The following is a 19,324-nucleotide window of genomic DNA, read 5'->3' as shown; positions in this document are numbered from 1 at the left end:
CTGAGCCGATGCGTGCCGATCGCGTCTTCGCGTACGGCGCCTCCGCCGGCCTCCTCGGTGACCTTCTCCTGGGCGATCCACGCCGCGGGCATCCGGTCGCCGCGTTCGGGCGTGCGGCGAGTGCCGTGGAGCGGGTGCTGTGGCGGGACCACCGCGGCTGGGGCGCCCTGCACACCGCCGCGTGCGTCGGTGGGGCCGTGGCCCTCGGCGCCCTCGCCCGCCGAGCCGTACGTCCCTCCCCCACCGCCTCCGTCGCGCTCACCGCTGCCGCCACCTGGGCCGTGGTCGGGGGGACTTCGCTCGCCCGGGAGGCCCGGGCCGTCGGGCGTGCCCTGGAGGCGGGCGACGTGGCAGGGGCCCGTGCCCGGCTGCCTCACCTCTGCGGACGCGATCCGCAGGCGCTCGACACCGACGGGATCGCCCGGGCCGTGGTCGAGTCCGTCGCGGAGAACACGTCCGACGCCGTCGTAGGGGCGCTGGTGTGGGGCGCCGTGGGCGGCGTGCCCGGACTGCTCGGGTTCCGCGCGGTCAACACCCTTGACGCCATGGTCGGGCACAAGTCCGCCCGGTACCGGCGCTACGGGTGGGCCTCCGCCCGGCTCGACGACGTCGCCGGATGGCCGGGGGCCCGCCTCACCGCCGTACTGGCCGCCGCCGCGGGCCCGGATCCGGGCGGCGCCCTGCGTGCCTGGCGGGCCGACGCACGCCGGCATCCCAGCCCCAACGCCGGTCCCGTCGAGGCCTCCTTCGCGGGGGCCCTGGGCGTGCGGCTCGGCGGAACCCTCTCCTACGGAGGGCGGGTCGAGCACCGGCCCGTGCTCAACGGTGGCGGCCGCGCCGTGGCCACCGAGGACATCGACCGGGCCGTACGGCTCTCCCGTCGGGTCGGTCTGCTCGCGCTCGGCGTCGGGGTCGCCGCGCGCGCCGTCGTAAGCAAGGCAAAGGGGGGCACGTCATGAACGGTGGTCTGCTCGTCGCCGGCACCACCTCCGACGCGGGCAAGAGCGTCGTGACGGCGGGGATCTGCCGGTGGCTGGTGCGACAGGGCGTCAAGGTCGCGCCCTTCAAGGCGCAGAACATGTCCCTCAACTCGTTCGTGACGCGCGAGGGCGCCGAGATCGGACGGGCGCAGGCCATGCAGGCCCAGGCGTGCCGGGTGGAGCCCAGCGCGCTGATGAATCCCGTGCTGCTCAAGCCCGGTGGTGAGCAGAGCAGCCAAGTCGTGCTGCTGGGGAAGCCGGTGGGCGAGTTGAGCGCCCGCGGCTATCACGGGGGCCGGCAGCAGAGACTTCTCGGAACCGTTCTCGACTGTCTCGCCGAATTGCGGGGCACGTATGACGCGGTGATCTGTGAGGGGGCCGGCTCTCCCGCCGAGATCAATCTGCGGCGGACCGACATCGTGAACATGGGGATCGCGCGCAATGCCCGGCTGCCCGTGCTCGTCGTCGGCGACATCGACCGCGGGGGCGTCTTCGCCTCCTTCTTCGGGACCGTGGCCCTGCTCTCGCCCGAGGACCAGGAACTGGTCGCCGGATTCCTCGTGAACAAGTTCCGTGGGGACGTGTCCCTGCTGGAGCCGGGGCTCGACATGCTGCACGGGCTCACCGGGCGGCACACCTACGGAGTGCTGCCGTTCCGGCACGGGCTCGGCATCGACGAGGAGGACGGGCTCCGCGTCTCGCTGCGCGGCACCGTGCGCGAGTCGTCCGTCGCGCCGCCCGTCGGTAAGGACGTGCTGCGGGTCGCCGTCTGCGCGATCCCGCTCATGTCCAACTTCACCGATGTGGACGCCCTGGCCGCCGAGCCCGGTGTCGTCGTGCGGTTCGTGGACCGGCCGGAGGAACTCGCCGACGCCGACCTCGTCGTGATCCCGGGCACCCGGGGCACGGTCCGGGCGCTGGAGTGGCTGCGGGAGCGGGGACTGACGGACGCCATCATCACAAGGGCTCACGAGGGCCGGCCCGTTCTCGGCATCTGCGGCGGCTTCCAGGTGCTCGGCGAGCACATCGAGGACGACGTCGAGAGCCGCGAGGGGCACGTGGACGGGCTCGGGATCCTGCCCGTGCGGGTGCGGTTCGCCAGGGAGAAGACCCTCACCCGGCCCGTCGGCGAAGCCCTCGGCGAGCACGTCGAGGGGTACGAGATCCACCACGGGGTCGCCGACATCCACGGCGGGGAGACGTTCTTCTCCGACGGCAGTGGACACAGCCTGGACGGCTGCCGAGTCGGTCAGACCTGGGGCACGCACTGGCACGGCTCCCTGGAGTCGGACGGTTTCCGGCGGGCCTTCCTGCGCGAGGTGGCGGCCGCCGCGGGCCGCCGCTTCGTACCGGCGCCCGACACCTCGTTCGCCGCGCTGCGCGAGGAGCAGCTCGACCGGCTCGGCGACCTGATCGAACAGCACGCGGACACGGACGCGCTCTGGCGGCTCATCGAGTCGGGCGCGCCGCAAGGACTGCCCTTCATTCCACCGGGAGCGCCCGCATGAGCACAGTGTTGTTGTTGTCGACCGCCGACACCGATCTGCTGGCGGCCCGGGCCTCCGGCGCGTCCTACCTGATCGGCAACCCGACCCGGGTCGACGTCACCGAGGAGCTTCCGGAACTCCTCCGGCAGGCCGACCTCGCCGTCGTACGGCTGCTCGGCGGCAAGCGGGCCTGGGAGGAGGGGCTCGCCGCGTTGAAAGCCGCCGGGATCCCAACCGTGCTGCTGGGCGGGGAGGCGGTGCCCGACGCCGAGTTGATGGCCGAGTCGTCCGTGCCGGCCGGTGTCGTGGCCGAGGCGCTGCGCTATCTCGTCGAGGGCGGGCCCGCCAACCTCACCGAACTGGCGCGCTTCCTGTCCGACACCGTGCTGCTCACGGGCGAGGGCTTCGACGAGCCGCGGAAGATGCCCGAGTACGGCGTCCACGGCGAACGTGCCCTCGTCGAGGGCCGGCCCACCGTCGGCGTGCTCTTCTACCGGGCCCATGAACTGAGCGGCAACACCGCCTTCGTCGACACGCTGTGCGACGCGATCGAGGCGCGGGGCGCCAACGCCCTTCCCGTGTACTGCGGTTCGCTGCGCGGCGCCGACGCCGGGCTGTACGAGATCCTCGGCCGGGCCGACGCCCTGGTCGCCACGGTCCTCGCCGCCGGCGGCACCCACGCCTCGCAGGCCTCGGCGGGCGGCGACGAGGAGGCCTGGGACATCGGGGCGCTCGCCGACCTCGACATCCCGGTGCTGCAAGGGCTCTGTCTGACCTCCTCCCGTGCCACGTGGGACGCGTCCGACGCCGCCCTCTCCCCCATGGACGCGGCGATGCAGGTCGCGATCCCCGAGTTCGACGGCCGTCTCATCACCGTGCCGTTCTCCTTCAAGGAGCAGGGTCCGGACGACGTCCCGGTGTACATCGCCGACCCCGAGCGGGCCGGGCGCGTCGCCGGAATCGCCGTACGGCACGCGCAGTTGAAGCACAAGCCGAACGCGGACAAGAAGGTCGCGCTGGTCTTCACCGCCTACCCGACCAAGCACTCGCGCGTCGGCAACGCGGTGGGCCTCGACACCCCGGCCTCCGCGGTCCGGGTCCTCGACGCGCTGCGGGACGCCGGCTACTCCCTCACCGAATACCCCGACAACGGCGACGAGTTGATCCACCGGCTCATCGAGGCCGGCGGCCACGACGTCGAATGGCTCACCGAGGAACAGCTGGCCGCGGCGCCCGCGCGCGTGCCGCTTGCCGACTACCGGGCGTGGTTCGACAAGCTCGACCCCGAGCTGCGGGACGGCATGCTGGAGGCGTGGGGCGAGCCGCCGGGCTCCCTGTACGTCGACGGCGACGACATCGTCCTCGCCTCCCTCCGGTTCGGGAACGTCGTCGTGATGATCCAGCCGCCGCGCGGCTTCGGCGAGAACCCGATCGCGATCTACCACGACCCGGACATGCCGCCGTCGCACCACTACATGGCCGCCTACCGCTGGCTGGAGAACAGCTTCGGCGCGGACGCGATCGTGCACATGGGCAAGCACGGCACGATGGAGTGGCTGCCGGGCAAGGGGCTCGGGCTCGGCAAGGGCTGCGCGCCGGACGCGGTCCTCGGCGACCTGCCGCTGATCTACCCCTTCATCGTCAACGACCCCGGCGAGGGCACCCAGGCCAAGCGGCGCGGGCACGCCACGGTCGTCGACCACCTCGTGCCGCCGATGGCCCGCGCCGACACCTACGGCGACCTCGCCAAGCTGGAGCAGCTGCTCGACGAGTACGCGCTGGTCTCCGACCTGGACCCGACCAAGGCGCCCGCCGTACGGGCGCAGATCTGGACGCTGGTCAAGGCGGCCGAGCTGCACCACGACCTGCACGTGGACGAGCAGCCCGAGGACGACGACTTCGACTCGTTCGTCATGCACATCGACGGCTATCTGTGCGAGATCAAGGACGTGCAGATCCGCGACGGTCTGCACATCCTCGGTGGCGGACCGGTCGCGGAGCCGCGCGTCAACCTGGTCCTCGCCGTGCTGCGCGCCTCTCAGGTGTGGGGCGGGCAGGCGAACGCCCTGCCGGGGCTGCGGGCCTCGCTCGCCGAGCACTTCGGGCTCGTCGAGAAGGAACTGCTCGCCGAGCCGGGCACGCCGGTGAAGGTGCCGGTGGAGCTGACGGACCTGGTCGAGGGGCCGTCCCGTACGGCCGCCGACGCGATCGATCTGCTGGAGCAGCTGTGCCGGCGGTTCGCGGAGGGGATGGAGGAACGCGGCTGGGACGGCGCGGCGGTCCCGGGCCTCGTCCGTGACGTCCTCGGCACCGAACTCCCCGACGCCGTCGCCGTGCTGGAGTTCGCCTGCGCCGAGGTCGTACCGCGCCTGGCGCGGACCACCGACGAGATCGGCCACATCCTCCGGGCGCTGAACGGCGGTTACGTCCCCGCCGGACCCTCTGGCTCCCCCACCCGCGGCCTGGTCAACGTCCTGCCGACCGGCCGGAACTTCTACTCCGTCGACCCCAAGGCCATTCCGTCCCGGCTGAGCTGGGAGGTCGGCCAGTCGCTCGCCGACTCGCTGGTGCAGCGGTATCTGCAGGACACGGGCGAGTACCCGAAGTCCGTCGGTCTGACGGTCTGGGGCACATCCGCGATGCGCACCCAGGGCGACGACATCGCCGAGATCCTGGCGCTGCTGGGCTGCCGCCCGGTGTGGGACGACGCCTCGCGCCGGGTCACGGGCTTCGAGATCGTGTCCCTGGAGGAGCTCGGCCGGCCGCGCATCGACGTCACGGTCCGTATCTCGGGCTTCTTCCGGGACGCGTTCCCGCACGTCGTCGGGTTGATCGACGACGCGGTGCGGGCGGTGGCCGAGCTGGCCGAGCCCACCGAGCGGAACTTCGTGCGCGCCCACGCCGACGAGGACACCGCCGAGCACGGCGACCGGCGGCGCGCGACGGCCCGGGTCTTCGGCTCGAAGCCGGGGGCGTACGGCGCCGGGCTGCTGCCGCTGATCGACGCCCGCAACTGGCGCTCGGACGCGGACCTGGCCGAGGTGTACGCCGTCTGGGGCGGCTACGCCTACGGGCGGGGGCTCGACGGGCGGGCGGCGCGCGGGGACATGGAGACGGCGTTCCGGCGGATCGCGGTGGCGGCGAAGAACGTCGACACCCGCGAGCACGACCTCGTCGACGCCGACGACTACTTCCAGTACCACGGCGGCATGGTGGCCATGGTCCGCCATCTGACCGGCGCCTCCCCCGAGGCGTATGTCGGCGACTCGGCCGTGCCCGACCAGGTGAAGACCCGGACGCTGGGCGAGGAGACGCACCGCGTCTTCCGTGCCCGCGTGGTCAACCCGCGCTGGATGGCGGCCATGCGGCGGCACGGCTACAAGGGCGCCTTCGAGATGGCGGCGACGGTCGACTACCTCTTCGGGTACGACGCCACGGCCGGCGTCGTGGACGACTGGATGTACGAGAAGCTCAGCGCCGAGTACGTCTTCGACGCGGAGAACCGGGACTTCATGAAGAAGTCCAACCCCTGGGCGCTGCGCGGGATCACGGAGCGGCTGCTGGAGGCGGCCGACCGCGGGCTGTGGGCCGAGCCGGACGCCGACACCCTGGAGCGGCTGCGGGCCACCTACCTGGAGCTGGAAGGCGACTTGGAGGGCGACGAGAAGTGAGTACCCCCTTTCCGTTCACGGCCGTCGTCGGTCAGGACAACCTGCGGCTCGCGCTGCTGCTGAACGCCGTGTCGCCGGCGGTCGGCGGAGTGCTGGTGCGCGGCGAGAAGGGCACCGCCAAGTCCACGGCCGTACGGGCCCTTTCGGCGCTGCTGCCCGAGGTCGACGTCGTCTCCGGCTGCCGCTTCTCCTGTGACCCCGGCTCCCCCGACCCCGCCTGCCCGGACGGTCCGCACGAACCTGGGGCGTTCGAGTCCCGTCCGGCGCGCATGGTGGAGCTGCCCGTCGGTGCCTCCGAGGACCGGCTGGTGGGCGCCCTGGACATCGAGCGGGCGCTCGCCGAGGGCGTGAAGGCCTTCGAGCCCGGCCTGCTCGCCGACGCGCACCGCGGGATCCTGTACGTCGACGAGGTCAACCTGCTCCACGACCATCTCGTCGACCTGCTCCTTGACGCCGCCGCGATGGGCGCCTCCTACGTCGAGCGCGAGGGCGTCTCCGTGCGGCATGCCGCCCGCTTCCTGCTCGTCGGCACCATGAACCCCGAAGAGGGGGAACTGCGCCCGCAGTTGCTCGACCGGTTCGGGCTGACCGTCGAGGTCGCGGCCTCGCGGGAGCCGGACCAGCGGGTGGAGGTCGTACGGCGGCGGCTCGCCTACGACGACGACCCCGACGGTTTCGCCGCGCGGTGGGCCGGCGAGGAGACCGCCGTACGTCAACGGATCGTGGCGGCACGGGAGTTGCTGCCGTCGGTGCGGCTGGGCGACGGCGCGCTGCGGCAGATCGCGGCCACCTGTGCCGCGTTCGAGGTGGACGGCATGCGGGCCGACATCGTGATGGCGCGTACGGCGACCGCGCTGGCGGCCTGGGCGGGGCGGACCGATGTGCTCGCCGAGGACGTACGGCAGGCGGCCTTGCTGGCGCTGCCGCACCGCCGCAGGCGGAACCCCTTCGACGCGCCGGGGCTCGACGAGGACAAGCTCGACGAGACGCTGGAGGAGTTCTCCGGCGACGGCGACGACGATTCCGATCCCGATCCCGACGGTGGTGGACCGGGCGGGGGCGGCGGGCAGCCCGCGCCGGACGCCGGTCCGCAGGGCGGTGACACGGCGGCCCGGCCCGAGACCGGTGAGGGCGGCGAGCCGCAGGCGTCCGGCTCCGCGGAGCGGTCCCCCGTCCGCGCCGCCGAGCCCTTCCGCACGAAGGTGCTGAGCGTGCCCGGGATCGGCGAGGGCGCCGCCGGACGGCGTTCGCGGGCGCGGACCGAGCACGGGCGCACGACCGGGGCGCGGCGGCCGCAGGGCAAGCTGTCCAAGCTGCACCTGGCGGCCACCGTCCAGGCGGCGGCACCGCATCAGCGGGCGCGGGGCCGCTCCGGGCCGGGACTTGTCGTACGCCGGGACGATCTGCGGCAGGCCACCCGCGAGGGGCGCGAGGGGAACCTCGTGCTGTTCGTCGTCGACGCCTCCGGGTCGATGGCGGCGCGGCAGCGGATGGGCGCCGTGAAGGGTGCCGTGCTGTCGCTGCTGCTCGACGCCTACCAGCGGCGGGACAAGGTGGGGCTGGTGACCTTCCGCGGCAAGGACGCGCAGGTCGCGCTGCCGCCGACCTCGTCCGTGGACGCGGCGGCGGCCCGGCTGGAGTCGCTGCCGACGGGCGGGCGGACCCCGCTGGCGGCCGGGCTGCTGAAGGCGCACGAGGTGCTGCGGGTCGAGCGGCTGCGGGATCCGGCGCGCCGGGCGCTCGTCGTGGTGGTGACCGACGGGCGGGCCACGGGCGGTCCGGAGCCGGTCGCCCTGGCGGGGCGTGCGGCGCGGCTGTTCGCGGCCGAGCAGGTCGCCTCCGTGGTCGTGGACTGCGAGTCGGGGCCGGTGCGGCTCGGGCTCGCCGGACAGCTCGCGGGTGAGCTGGGCGGTACGGCGGTGACGCTGGACGAGCTGCGGGCCGACAGCATCGCCGGGTTGGTCAGGAATGTGCAGGGGACATCGAGGAGGGCCGCGTAATGCCTCAGGGGCAGCCGAGTGTGATCCCGGACGACGGGCTGACGACGCGGCAGCGGCGCAACCGGCCGCTCGTCGTCGTCCACACGGGCATCGGCAAGGGGAAGTCCACCGCCGCGTTCGGGCTCGCGCTGCGCGCCTGGAACCAGGGGTGGCCCATCGGGGTGTTCCAGTTCGTCAAGTCGGCGAAGTGGAAGGTCGGCGAGGAGAACGCGCTCAAGGTGCTGGGCGCCTCCGGCGAGGGCGGGACCGTCGACTGGCACAAGATGGGCGAGGGCTGGTCGTGGGTCCAGCGTGACATCGACAACTCGACCAACGAGGAGAAGGCCCGCGAGGGCTGGGAACAGGTCAAGCGGGACCTGGCCGCCGAGACGTACAAGCTGTACGTGCTCGACGAGTTCGCGTACCCGATGCACTGGGGCTGGGTCGACACCGACGAGGTGGTGCAGGTGCTGCGCGACCGGCCGGGGACCCAGCACGTGGTGATCACCGGGCGGAACGCTCCGGAGAAGCTTCTCGACCTCGCGGACCTGGTGACCGACATGTCCAAGGTCAAGCACCCCATGGACGCGGGTCAGAAGGGGCAGAGAGGCATCGAGTGGTGATGTCCCCGTCCGTGCCCCGGCTGGTCATCGCCGCGCCCTCGTCGGGCAGCGGCAAGACCACCGTCGCCACGGGGTTGATGGCCGCGCTGACCGCGCGGGGGCTTGTCGTGTCCCCGCACAAGGTCGGCCCCGACTACATCGACCCCGGGTATCACGCGCTCGCCACCGGGCGCGTGGGGCGGAACCTCGACGCGTACCTGTGCGGGCCGGAGCTGGTCGGTCCGCTGTTCGCGCACGGTGCGCGCGGCTGCGACATCGCGGTCGTCGAGGGGGTGATGGGGTTGTACGACGGGGCCGCCGGGGAGGGTGAACTGGCGTCCACCGCCCATGTGGCGAAGCTGCTTCGGGCGCCGGTGGTGCTGGTCGTGGACGCGTCGTCGCAGTCGCGGTCGGTGGCCGCGCTGGTGCACGGGTTCGCCTCCTGGGATCCGGAGGTGCGGGTCGGGGGCGTGATCCTGAACAAGGTCGCCTCGGACCGGCACGAGGAGCTGCTGCGGGACGCGCTGGACTCCGTCGGGGTGCCGGTGTTGGGGGTGTTGCGGCGGGCGCCGCAGGTGGACACTCCGTCGCGGCACCTGGGTCTGGTGCCGGTCGCCGAGCGGCGGGCGGAGGCGGTAGCGGCCGTCGCGGCGATGGGCGCACAGGTCTCCGACGGCTGTGATCTGGATGCGCTGATGGCGCTGGCGCGTGGTGCCGGTGCGTTGTCGGGTGCGGCCTGGGACGCGGCCGAGGCCATCGCCCCGCGCACCCATGACCACCCGACTCGGTCGGCCGAGAAGCCGACGCCCGTAGTGGCTGTCGCCGGTGGAGAAGCGTTCACCTTCTCCTACGCCGAGCACACCGAACTCCTCACCGCCGCCGGCGCCGACGTCGTCACCTTCGACCCCCTCCGCGACGAGCAACTGCCCGACGGAACACGCGGCTTGGTGATCGGCGGCGGCTTCCCCGAGGTGTACGCCGCCGAGCTGTCCGCCAACGAGCCGCTCAGGAAGGCCGTCGCGGCGCTCGCGGAATCCGGCGCTCCCGTGGCCGCCGAGTGCGCCGGGCTGCTCTATCTGTGCCGGGAGCTGGACGGACGGCCCATGTGCGGGGTGCTGGACGCCACCGCCCGGATGAGCGAGCGGCTCACGCTCGGGTACCGGGACGCCGTGGCCGTGAGCGACAGCGTGCTCGCCGTGGCGGGAACGCGGATGCGGGGGCACGAGTTCCACCGGACCGTCGTCGAGCCCGGCTCGGGGGCGGCTCCCGCCTGGGGTGTGCGCGCCCCTCGACGGCGGGTCGAAGGTTTCGTACAGCAGGGTGTGCACGCGAGTTATCTGCACACGCACTGGGCGTCCGTGCCCGGTGCGGCCCGTCGGTTCGTGGAGAGGTGCAGGACGTCATGAGCAGCAGGCTGATCGGTGTCGGGGTGGGGCCGGGCGACCCGGAGCTGGTGACCGTCAAGGGCGTCAACGCCCTGCGCGCGGCCGATGTCGTCGTCGTACCGGTCATGGACTCCGGAGAACGCGGGCGGGCCGAGGCGACCGTGCTGCACTACGTGCCCGGGGAGAAGGTCGTCCGGGTCGTGTTCGCGCTCAACGAGCGGACCGACCGGGGGCGCCGCGAGGCCGCCTGGGACGCGGCCGGTGAGCGGGTCGCCGAACTGCTCCGGGAGCGGGGCTCGGTCGCCTTCGCGACCATCGGCGATCCCAACGTGTACTCGACCTTCACCTATCTCGCGCAGACGATCGCGGAGCTGGTGCCGGGGACGGTCGTCGAGACCGTGCCGGGGATCACCGCGATGCAGGATCTCGCGGCGCGCTCGGGGGCGGTGCTGACCGAGGGCACCGAGCCGTTGACGCTCGTTCCGGTCACCGCCGGGGCGGCCGTGCTCAAGGAGGCGCTGAACGGTCCGGGGACGGTCGTGGCGTACAAGTTCGGGCGGCAGGCCGGGGAGGTCGCCGAGGCGCTGCGGGAGACCGGGCGGATCGACGACGCGGTGTGGGGGTCGGCGCTCGGGCTGCCGGAGGAGTCCATCCGGCCCGCGGGCGATCTCGACGGGGCCCCGCTGCCGTACCTCTCCACGCTGATCGCGCCCGCGCGGCGCGACGGCGGGCGGGGCGGCAAGCTGTGATCGACTCGGCCGCAACCCCGCCCGGCTCAGGCGGAGATGCCCACCACCAGCCAGATGAAGGCCGCGCCCGCCACCGTGCACAGCAGGGTGGAGCGGGCGGGGTGCTCATGGTGCGCCTCGGGGAGGATCTCGGCCGCGGCGAGATAGAGGAGCGCGCCGCCGAACAGGGCGAGGTAGCCGCCGAGCAGCGGCGCCGGGATGGTGAAGAACGCCGTGAACAGGGCGCCGAGGACCGGCGCGCACGCGTCCGCGACCAGCATGGCGACCGCCTTGCGGCGGCCGTTGCCGTACAGGCTGGTGATGGTGAACGTGTTGAAGCCGTCCGCGAAGTCGTGGGCGATCACGGCCAGCGCGACCGCCGCGCCCATGCCGCCGCCCACCTGGAAGGCCGCGCCGATGGCCACGCCGTCCATGGCGCTGTGGCCGACCATCGCGGCGGCCGCCGTGAGGCCCACCTCGGGCGCGCGGTGGTCGCGGAGCCTCGGGGGCGCGCCGGTGTCGAGTGGGCATGGGGGTCCCCCCTGCTCGAGCGCAGCCGAGAGCTCGGGGGAACGCGCAGGCCCGAAGGGCTGAGCACGATCGGCCGCTCGACACCGGCTGAGGCGCTCCTGAGGCGCAGCCATATGAACGCGCTCCTCGGCGCCGTGTGCGGCCTGCCGGGCGGCCAGCAGCCGTTCCACCAGATGGGCGAGCAGGAATCCGGCCACGAACAGCAACAGGGCCGCCGGTACGCCGAAGACCTCCCGGCCCGCCGCACGCATGGCCTCAGGCAGCAGGTCGAGGCCGACCACCCCCAGCATGAGACCGCCGGCCAGGCCCAGAACCAGGTGGCGACGGTCGGTCACGCGTTGTGCCGTCCAGCCGCCGGCCAGCGTCATCAGGAACGCGCCGAGCGCGACAAGGACCGCCATAGGCCTTTGCTATCCGATCGCACCCCGATCGCGCACATCCGGCCACGCTGCCACCCGCCCACACCGTGATATTTCGTATGAGAGGACCCCTTCCCATGGCCGATGCCCCCACCGGCAAGGTGACCTTCGTCGGTGCCGGCCCCGGCGCCGCCGACCTGCTGACGTTCCGTGCCGCGCGCGCCATCGCCGAGGCCGACGTCGTGATCTGGGCGGCCAGCCTGGTCCAGGCGGAGGTCCTCCAGCACGCGCGCGAGGACGCGGAGATCCTCGACTCGGCGACCATGTCCCTGGAGGACGTCGTTGCCGTCTACCGGCGTGCCCGGGAGGAGGGGCTGCGCGTCGCCCGGATCCACTCCGGCGACCCGGCGCTGTGGGGCGGTACGCAGGAACAGCTCGACCGGTGCGCGGAGATCGGCATCGCCACGGAGATCGTGCCCGGCGTGTCCTCCTTCTCGGCCGTGGCCGCCCTCGCGCGGCGTGAGCTGACCATCCCCGAGGTCGCGCAGTCCGTCGTCCTGACCCGGCTGGGCGGCGGCAAGACGCCGATGCCGCCCGGCGAGGAGGTCCGTGAGTTCGCGCGCCACGGCACCACCATGGCGGTCTTCCTGTCGGCGGCCCGCAGCGGCCAGCTGGTCCGGGAGCTGCTGGAGGGCGGGTACCCGACCAGTACGCCGGTGATCGTCGCCCATCAGGTGACCTGGCCGGAGGAGCTGGTCGTGCGGTGCACGATCGGCACGCTGGAGGAGACGGTCAAGGAGCACAAGCTCTGGAAGCACACGCTGTTCCTGGTCGGCCCGGCCCTGGACGCGCACGGCACCCGCTCGCACCTCTACCACCCCGGTCACTTCCACGGCCACCGCAAGGCCGACCCGCAGGCCCGCAAGGAGCTGCGCGAGCGGGGTGCGAGCACATGACCCCGCCGATCACCGTCGTCGGTACGGGGACCGGGGCGCCGGTTCCCGAGGACGTCCTCGCCGGGGCCGCGCTGGTCGTCGGCGGGCGGCGGCATCTGGACGCCGTACGGCTGCCCGAGGCGGCGGAGCGGATCGTCCTCGGGCCGCTGGCACCGGCGCTGGACGCCGTCGAGCGGTATGTCGACAAGGGCGCCCGGGTCGTCGTGCTGGCCTCCGGGGATCCCGGGTTCTTCGGGATCGTGCGGGCGCTGGCGGAGCGGTTCGGGGCCGGGCGGCTCGATGTGCGGCCCGGTGTCTCCTCCGTGGCGACGGCCTTCGCGCGGCTGGGGCTGCCCTGGGACGACGCGGTCGTGGTCAGCGCGCACGGGCGTGACCTGCGTACGGCCGTCAACGTGTGCCGGGCGCATCCCAAGGTCGCCGTGCTGACCGGGCCGGGTGCCGGTCCGGCCGAGCTGGGCGCCGCCGTGTCCGGCGACCGCGTCCTGGTCGTGGCCAGTGCGCTCGGCGATCCGCGGCGCGAGCGCGTGGAGCGGGTGACGCCCGCCGAGGCGGCGGCCCGGGACTGGGGTACGGCGGTCAGCGTGGTGCTGTGTCTGGACGAGTCGCGGGCGCTGAGCGCCGTACGGACCGTCGCGGGCGGGCTCGACGGGCCCGCCGGATGGGCGCTGGACGAGGCCGGGTTCGCGCACCGCGATTCGATGATCACCAAGTTCGAGGTGCGGGCCCTGGCGCTGGCCAGGCTGGGGCCGCGCCTGGGCGACCTGGTCTGGGACGTCGGAGCGGGCTCCGGGTCCGTGGCCGTCGAGTGCGCGCGGCTCGGTGCCGCCGCCGTCGCCGTCGAGAAGACCGTGGACGGGGCCGGGCACATCCGGGCGAATGCCGCGGCGCACGGTGTGGACGTGCGGGTGGTGCACGGGGAGGCGCCGGCCGCGCTGTCCGGACTCGACGATCCCGACGCCGTGTTCATCGGCGGCGGGGGCCGCGAACTGCCCGCCATCGTCACCGCGTGCGCGCGGCGGGCCCGGCGCACGGTGGTGATCGCGATGGCCGCGCTCGACCGGGTGCCGGCCGCGCGCGAGGCGCTCACCGGCGCCGGGTTCTCCTGCGACGGCGTGCTGCTGCAGTCGTCGCGGCTCGCGCCGCTGCCGGGGGACGTGACCCGGCTCGCGGCCACCAATCCAGTGTTCCTGCTGTGGGGCGTCCGGCTTCCAGCACCTATCGAGGGAGTTGCTCGGTGATCGGCCTCATTTCCGCCACCGCGGCGGGCGCGGCGGCGCGGGACCGGCTGGCGGCCGCGTGGCCGGACCGGACGCGGGTGTACGAGGGTCCCGTCGGGGACGCCGTGCGGGCCGCGTTCGCTCAGTGCGAGCAGTTGGTGTGTTTCCTGGCGACCGGTGCGGTGGTCCGGCTCGTCGCGCCGCTGCTGGGTGACAAGGCGTCCGACCCGGGTGTGGTGTGCGTCGACGAGGGCGGGCGGTTCGCCGTGGCGCTGGTCGGCGGGCACGGCGGCGGCGCCAATGAACTCGCCCGTGAGGTGGGCGGGGTGCTCGGTGCCGAGCCCGTGGTGACGACCGCGACCGACTCCGCCGGGCTGCCGGGCCTCGACACCCTCGGGTTCCCCTTCGAGGGGGCGGTCGCGACCGTCTCGCGGGCCCTGCTGGACGGCGAACCCGTCGCCCTGGAGGCCGAGATGCCGTGGCCGTTGCCTCCGCTGCCGACGGCGGCGCAAGGCGCGTACACGATCCGGCTGACCGACCGTGCCGTCGAACCCGGCGAGCGCGAGGTGCTGCTGCGCCCGCCGTCCCTGGTGGTCGGCGTCGGCGCGTCCAGGGGTGCTTCCGCCGAGGAGGTGCTCGGGCTGATCGAGACGTCGCTGCGGGACGCCGGGCTCTCGGCCGGGTCCCTCGCCGAACTCGCCACCGTCGACGCCAAGTCGGACGAACCCGGGATCGTCGCCGCCGCCGAACGCCTCGGTGTGCCCCTGGTGACGTACTCCGCCGAGGAGCTGGCGGCCGTCGAGGTGCCCAACCCATCCGACGCGCCGCTCTCCGCGGTCGGCACGCCCTCCGTGGCGGAGGCCGCCGCCCTGGTGCGCGGGGGTGAACTCCTCGTCCCCAAGCGGAAGTCGCTGCGGGCCGACGGGCAGCCCGCGATGGCGACCTGTGCCGTCGTACGGCGGCCGGGGCGCGGGCGGCTCGCGGTGGTCGGGCTCGGTCCCGGCGCCCGCGATCTGCTGACCCCACGTGCGCAGGCGGAACTGCGGCGCGCCTCCGTGCTCGTGGGCCTCGATCAGTACGTCGACCAGATCCGCGATCTGCTGCGGCCCGGCACCCGGATCCTGGAGTCGGGCCTCGGGGCCGAGGAGGAGCGGGCGCGCACGGCGGTCGCCGAGGCCCGCCGGGGCCATGCGGTCGCGCTGATCGGCAGCGGGGACGCGGGCGTGTACGCCATGGCTTCCCCGGCGCTCGCCGAGGCGTCCGACGACATCGACGTGGTCGGGGTGCCGGGCGTGACCGCGGCGCTCGCGGCCGGGGCGATCCTGGGCGCGCCGCTGGGCCACGACCATGTGTCGATCAGCCTCTCCGATCTGCACACGCCGTGGGAGGTCATCGAGCGGCGGGTGCGGGCCGCGGCGGCGGCGGACATCGTCGTGACGTTCTACAACCCGCGTTCCCGGGGCCGGGACTGGCAGCTGCCGAAGGCCCTCGCGATCCTCGCGGAGCACCGGGAGCCGACGACGCCGGTCGGTGTCGTGCGCAACGCCTCGCGGCCGGACGAGTCCAGCCGGCTGACGACGCTGGCCGCCCTGGACCCGGCGACGGTCGACATGATGACCGTCGTGACCGTGGGCAACACCGCGACCAGGGACATCGCGGGGCGCATGGTCACCCCGCGCGGCTACCGCTGGCAGGAAAGCTCCCCGGAGGAGGCCAAGTGAACCGTGTCGTTCATCCGATCGAGCAGGAGTCGTTCCGGCGGCTGCGCGCCCGCCTGGACACCTCGCACTTCGCGCCGCTGACCCGGGCGGTGGTGGAGCGGGTCATCCACTCCGCCGCCGACCTGGAGTACGCGAGCGATCTCGTCATGGACGAGGGCGACCTGGAGAAGGCGCACTCCGCGCTGCACGCCGGGGCGCCCGTCGTCGTGGACGTGGAGATGGTCGCGGCCGGGATCACCCGGCGGGAGACCGTCTGCCGCCTCAAGGACGCCGAGGCCGGGCCGGGTCTCACCCGTTCGGCACACGCGGTCCGGCTGGCGTACGAGCAGGTCGGGCCCGGCGCCCTCTGGGTGATCGGCTGTGCGCCGACCGCCCTGGAGGAGCTGCTCACCCTGGACGTCTCCCCCGCGCTCGTCATCGGCCTGCCCGTCGGCTTCGTCGGCGCGGCCGAGTCCAAGGCCGCGTTGCGCGAGAGCGGGCTGCCCGCTGTCAGCAACGTGTCCGAGAAGGGCGGTTCGGCGGTCGCCGCGGCCGCGCTCAACGCCCTTCTGTACCACCCGACTTCGAAGGAGAACGCGTGACCACCCCGCCGCCCGCCCTGCTCATCGCCGGCCATGGCACCCGGGACGACGCCGGGGCCGAGGCGTTCCGCGACTTCGTGCGCGAGCTGGGGCGTCGCCACCCCGAACTGCCCGTCGCGGGAGGCTTCATCGAGCTGTCCCCGCCGCCGCTGGGCGAGGCCGTGACCGAGCTGGTGGAGCGGGGCGTACGCCGGTTCGCCGCCGTTCCGCTGATGCTGGTGTCCGCCGGGCACGCCAAGGGCGACATCCCGGCCGCGCTGGCCCGCGAGAAGGAACGCCACCCCGGGATCTCGTACACCTACGGCCGTCCGCTGGGCCCGCATCCGGCGCTGCTGAACGTGCTGGAGCGGCGCCTGGACGAGGCGCTGGGCACCGACGCCGGGCGGCGCACCCCGCTGGACCGGGCCGAGGTGACCGTGCTGCTGGTCGGGCGCGGTTCGACGGACCCGGACGCCAACGCCGAGGTGCACAAGGCGGCCCGGCTGCTGTGGGAGGGGCGCGGATACGCGGGCGTGGAGACGGCGTTCGTGTCGCTGGCGGCGCCGGACGTGCCGAGCGGCCTGGACCGGTGCGCGAAGCTGGGCGCGAAGCGGATCGTCGTGCTGCCGTACTTCCTGTTCACCGGCATCCTCCCGGACCGGGTGCGACAGCAGACCGAGGACTGGGCGGCCGCGCATCCGGAACTCGACGTGCGCTCGGCCGATGTCATCGGGCCCGAGCCTGAACTGCTCGACCTGGTGATGGAGCGGTACGAGGAGGCCGTCAAGGGCGAGCTGCGGATGAACTGCGACTCGTGCGTGTACCGCATCGCGCTGCCCGGCTTCGAGGACAAGGTGGGGCTGCCGCAGCAGCCGCACTTCCACCCGGACGACGACGGACACCATCACCACGGGCACGGGCATCATCACCACGGCGGACATGCCCATGCGCACTGAGGACACCCCCGGGCACGATCTGCGCCACCACGGTGACGCCGAGGTCCGGGACGACGGATCGGCACTGGTCGACCTCGCCGTCAACGTCCGCGCCGACACGCCCCCGAAGTGGCTGCGGGAGCGGATCACCGATTCGCTGACCGGTCTCGCGGCCTACCCGGACGGGCGGGCCGCGAGGGCTGCGGTGGCGGCGCGGCACGGGGTTCCGGTGGAGCGGGTGCTGCTGACGGCGGGCGCGGCCGAGGCGTTCGTGCTGCTGGCGCGCGCGCTGAAGGTGCGTCTGCCGGTCGTCGTGCACCCGCAGTTCACGGAGCCGGAGGCGGCGCTGCGGGACGCGGGCCACACCGTGGAGCGGGTGCTGCTGCGGGCGGAGGACGGCTTCCGGCTGGATCCGGCGGCCGTGCCCGAGGACGCCGACCTGGTGGTGATCGGCAATCCGACGAATCCCACGTCGGTGCTGCACCCGGCGGCGGCCGTCGCGGAACTGGCCCGTCCCGGGCGGACCCTGGTGGTCGACGAGGCGTTCATGGACGCGGTGCCGGGTGAGCGCGAGGCGCTGGCCGGGCGGACCGACGTGCCCGGCCTGGTGGTGCTGCGCAGTCTGACGAAGACCTGGGGTCTGGCCGGGCTGCGGATCGGCTACGTGCTGGCGGCGCCGGAGACGATCGCGGAACTGGAGCGGGCCCAGCCGCTGTGGCCGGTGTCCACCCCCGCGCTGGCGGCGGCCCGGGCGTGTGTGGCGCCCCGGGCCCTGGCGGAGGCGGCCCACGCGGCCCATCGCATCGCTGCGGACCGGGCCCATCTCGTCGCGGGCCTTGAGGAGTTCGCCCCGGAAGGGCTGCGGGTGGTGACTCCCGCGGAGGGCCCCTTCGTCCTCGTACGGCTGCCACGGGCGGCCGCCGTGCGCCGGCATCTGCGCCACCTCGGCTATGCGGTACGGCGCGGGGACACCTTCCCGGGGCTGGACGAGGAGTGGCTGCGGCTCGCGGTGCGGGACCGGGCGACGGTGAACGGCTTCCTGCAAGCCCTGGACAAGGCCATGACGCTGGCCGGACGGTGAGGACGCCGGACGGGCGGCTCGGCCCGTCCGGCTTCCGATGACCGGCCCGTCCGGCCTCCGATGACCAGGCCGGGCAGGCCGCGGCGCTCAGCCCCGGCGCCGCCGGGCCAGCACCAGGGCTCCCCCGCCCGCCACGACCAGCGCGAGTGCCCCGCCGGCGATGTAGGGCGTGGTCGAGCTGCCGCCGGTCTCCGCGAGGCCCGCCTCGGCCGGGGCTCCCTGCGGTTTGACGTCGGGCGCCGGATCGGTGCTCGGCGGGGCGGACTTCGCCGGGGCGGCGGGGCTCTCGCAGGTCGCCCTGGCGAGGGTCAACGTTCCTTCCACCTCGGCCACGTTGAGCTTCAGCGGGTTGACGGAGACCTTCAGTTCGAGGGCGGTGGCGGCGGCCGTGCGGGAAGTGGTCTGCCGCTGGGAGAGATCCAGACGCACCTCGCCGACCCCGGGCACCTTCACCTTCGTCGGGCCGCCAGCGGTGAGCGTCACGCGCTTGCCGAGCACCGTGACCGCGCCCAGCACGTTCGATGACGCGACGGGCTGTCTGCCGGCCTCGCAGGTCGCCTGCGCGGTGACCGTCTCGACCTCGACGAGGGACAGCAGGGGCAGGCCGGGGACATGGAGCTTGGCGTGGGCGAGGCGGACGGAGCCCTCGGCGCGGCTCGCCGAGAGCGTGGCCTTGGCCGCGGCGACGTCCGCGCCCAGCACGGCGAACGGCTTGCCGCCGGCCACACCGTCGAGCTCGGCGGTGAGCGCGGTCTTCGACGCGCTCCGCGGCGCTCGGACCTCGTTGAGCGAGAGCGTGAGCGGGACGTTCACGGACTTGTTGAGCAGGGACACATCGAGCCCGGTGCGCAGGACGACGGCGCTCGCACGACCGTGGTCGGTGGTCGCGTGCGCGGCGCCCGCATCGGCCAGCGCCGCGGGACCGGCGGCGAGGGCCGTGGCCGTCGCGACGGTCGCGAGACGGCGTGCGGGCATGCGGAAGTGGTTGCCGTTCAAGGTGTGGGACCCCCAGACGAGACATGCTTGGGACCCGGTCAGAATTACGCACTGTGGGTGAACGGTCAGCACTCCTGCGTTACTTCACTCCATCGTGGACTTTCCGCGAACCCATTCGAATCCCACGGCACAGGCG

General features: G+C 73.7%; 15 protein-coding genes. 13 read left to right on the top strand and 2 right to left on the bottom strand.

Translation table 11 applies throughout. The features are described from left to right. Positions 1-8: 8 nt before the first annotated feature. The 7 genes from ACZ4EG_RS16615 to cobI are packed head-to-tail and all read left to right on the top strand — an operon-like array spanning position 9 to position 10,853. On the top strand, positions 9-959 hold the full coding sequence (locus tag ACZ4EG_RS16615; protein ID WP_453548530.1) for a cobalamin biosynthesis protein: 951 nt from the start codon (positions 9-11) through the stop codon (positions 957-959). Continuing rightward, positions 956-2,488: a cobyric acid synthase gene (locus ACZ4EG_RS16610; protein WP_467791083.1), complete on the top strand. Its 1,533-nt coding sequence runs from the start codon at positions 956-958 to the stop codon at positions 2,486-2,488. Before ACZ4EG_RS16615 ends, ACZ4EG_RS16610 begins: the two co-directional genes overlap by 4 nt. After that, positions 2,485-6,138, top strand: a complete 3,654-nt coding sequence (gene cobN, locus ACZ4EG_RS16605; RefSeq protein WP_467791082.1) for a cobaltochelatase subunit CobN — start codon at positions 2,485-2,487, stop codon at positions 6,136-6,138. Before ACZ4EG_RS16610 ends, cobN begins: the two co-directional genes overlap by 4 nt. Continuing rightward, entirely contained in the window at positions 6,135-8,138 is a 2,004-nt protein-coding gene (locus ACZ4EG_RS16600) for a putative cobaltochelatase (RefSeq protein WP_467791081.1), read from the top strand. The genes cobN and ACZ4EG_RS16600 overlap by 4 nt, the downstream gene beginning before the upstream one ends. Further along, positions 8,138-8,740: a cob(I)yrinic acid a,c-diamide adenosyltransferase gene (cobO, locus tag ACZ4EG_RS16595; RefSeq protein ID WP_363297343.1), complete on the top strand. Its 603-nt coding sequence runs from the start codon at positions 8,138-8,140 to the stop codon at positions 8,738-8,740. Before ACZ4EG_RS16600 ends, cobO begins: the two co-directional genes overlap by 1 nt. Continuing rightward, complete coding sequence (locus ACZ4EG_RS16590; protein WP_467791080.1) at positions 8,740-10,125, top strand: cobyrinate a,c-diamide synthase; 1,386 nt, start codon at positions 8,740-8,742, stop codon at positions 10,123-10,125. The genes cobO and ACZ4EG_RS16590 overlap by 1 nt, the downstream gene beginning before the upstream one ends. Beyond that, positions 10,122-10,853, top strand: a complete 732-nt coding sequence (gene cobI, locus ACZ4EG_RS16585) for a precorrin-2 C(20)-methyltransferase (protein WP_453548519.1) — start codon at positions 10,122-10,124, stop codon at positions 10,851-10,853. The genes ACZ4EG_RS16590 and cobI overlap by 4 nt, the downstream gene beginning before the upstream one ends. A gap of 26 nt (positions 10,854-10,879) precedes the next feature. Here the strand turns inward: cobI and ACZ4EG_RS16580 are convergent, their stop codons facing one another. Next, entirely contained in the window at positions 10,880-11,764 is an 885-nt protein-coding gene (locus ACZ4EG_RS16580) for a ZIP family metal transporter (RefSeq protein WP_453548516.1), read from the bottom strand. A gap of 95 nt (positions 11,765-11,859) precedes the next feature. Between ACZ4EG_RS16580 and cobM the strand changes: the two genes are divergently transcribed. Genes cobM through cobC form a run of 6 tightly spaced genes read left to right on the top strand, consistent with a single transcriptional unit; the run spans position 11,860 to position 18,192 of the window. Beyond that, positions 11,860-12,678, top strand: a complete 819-nt coding sequence (gene cobM, locus ACZ4EG_RS16575) for a precorrin-4 C(11)-methyltransferase (protein WP_453548515.1) — start codon at positions 11,860-11,862, stop codon at positions 12,676-12,678. Further along, on the top strand, positions 12,675-13,916 hold the full coding sequence (cbiE, locus tag ACZ4EG_RS16570) for a precorrin-6y C5,15-methyltransferase (decarboxylating) subunit CbiE (protein WP_453548513.1): 1,242 nt from the start codon (positions 12,675-12,677) through the stop codon (positions 13,914-13,916). Before cobM ends, cbiE begins: the two co-directional genes overlap by 4 nt. Further along, the gene (gene cobJ / locus ACZ4EG_RS16565; protein WP_453548510.1) at positions 13,913-15,616 is read left to right on the top strand and encodes a precorrin-3B C(17)-methyltransferase; all 1,704 of its coding nucleotides are present in this window, start codon (positions 13,913-13,915) and stop codon (positions 15,614-15,616) included. Before cbiE ends, cobJ begins: the two co-directional genes overlap by 4 nt. Next, the gene (locus ACZ4EG_RS16560) at positions 15,613-16,197 is read left to right on the top strand and encodes a precorrin-8X methylmutase (RefSeq protein WP_453548507.1); all 585 of its coding nucleotides are present in this window, start codon (positions 15,613-15,615) and stop codon (positions 16,195-16,197) included. The genes cobJ and ACZ4EG_RS16560 overlap by 4 nt, the downstream gene beginning before the upstream one ends. After that, positions 16,194-17,132, top strand: coding sequence for a sirohydrochlorin chelatase (locus tag ACZ4EG_RS16555; RefSeq protein WP_453548505.1), 939 nt, complete (start codon positions 16,194-16,196; stop codon positions 17,130-17,132). Before ACZ4EG_RS16560 ends, ACZ4EG_RS16555 begins: the two co-directional genes overlap by 4 nt. Beyond that, complete coding sequence (cobC, locus tag ACZ4EG_RS16550; protein WP_453548503.1) at positions 17,116-18,192, top strand: Rv2231c family pyridoxal phosphate-dependent protein CobC; 1,077 nt, start codon at positions 17,116-17,118, stop codon at positions 18,190-18,192. Before ACZ4EG_RS16555 ends, cobC begins: the two co-directional genes overlap by 17 nt. A gap of 87 nt (positions 18,193-18,279) precedes the next feature. Here the strand turns inward: cobC and ACZ4EG_RS16545 are convergent, their stop codons facing one another. After that, positions 18,280-19,188, bottom strand: a complete 909-nt coding sequence (locus ACZ4EG_RS16545) for an SCO1860 family LAETG-anchored protein (RefSeq protein WP_453548501.1) — start codon at positions 19,186-19,188, stop codon at positions 18,280-18,282. Positions 19,189-19,324 lie beyond the last annotated feature (136 nt).

The organism is Streptomyces sp. NPDC025638 (genome assembly GCF_055558775.1).
The sequence above is the reverse complement of the archived record's forward strand: the minus strand, read 5'-3'. Positions and strand labels throughout refer to the sequence as shown.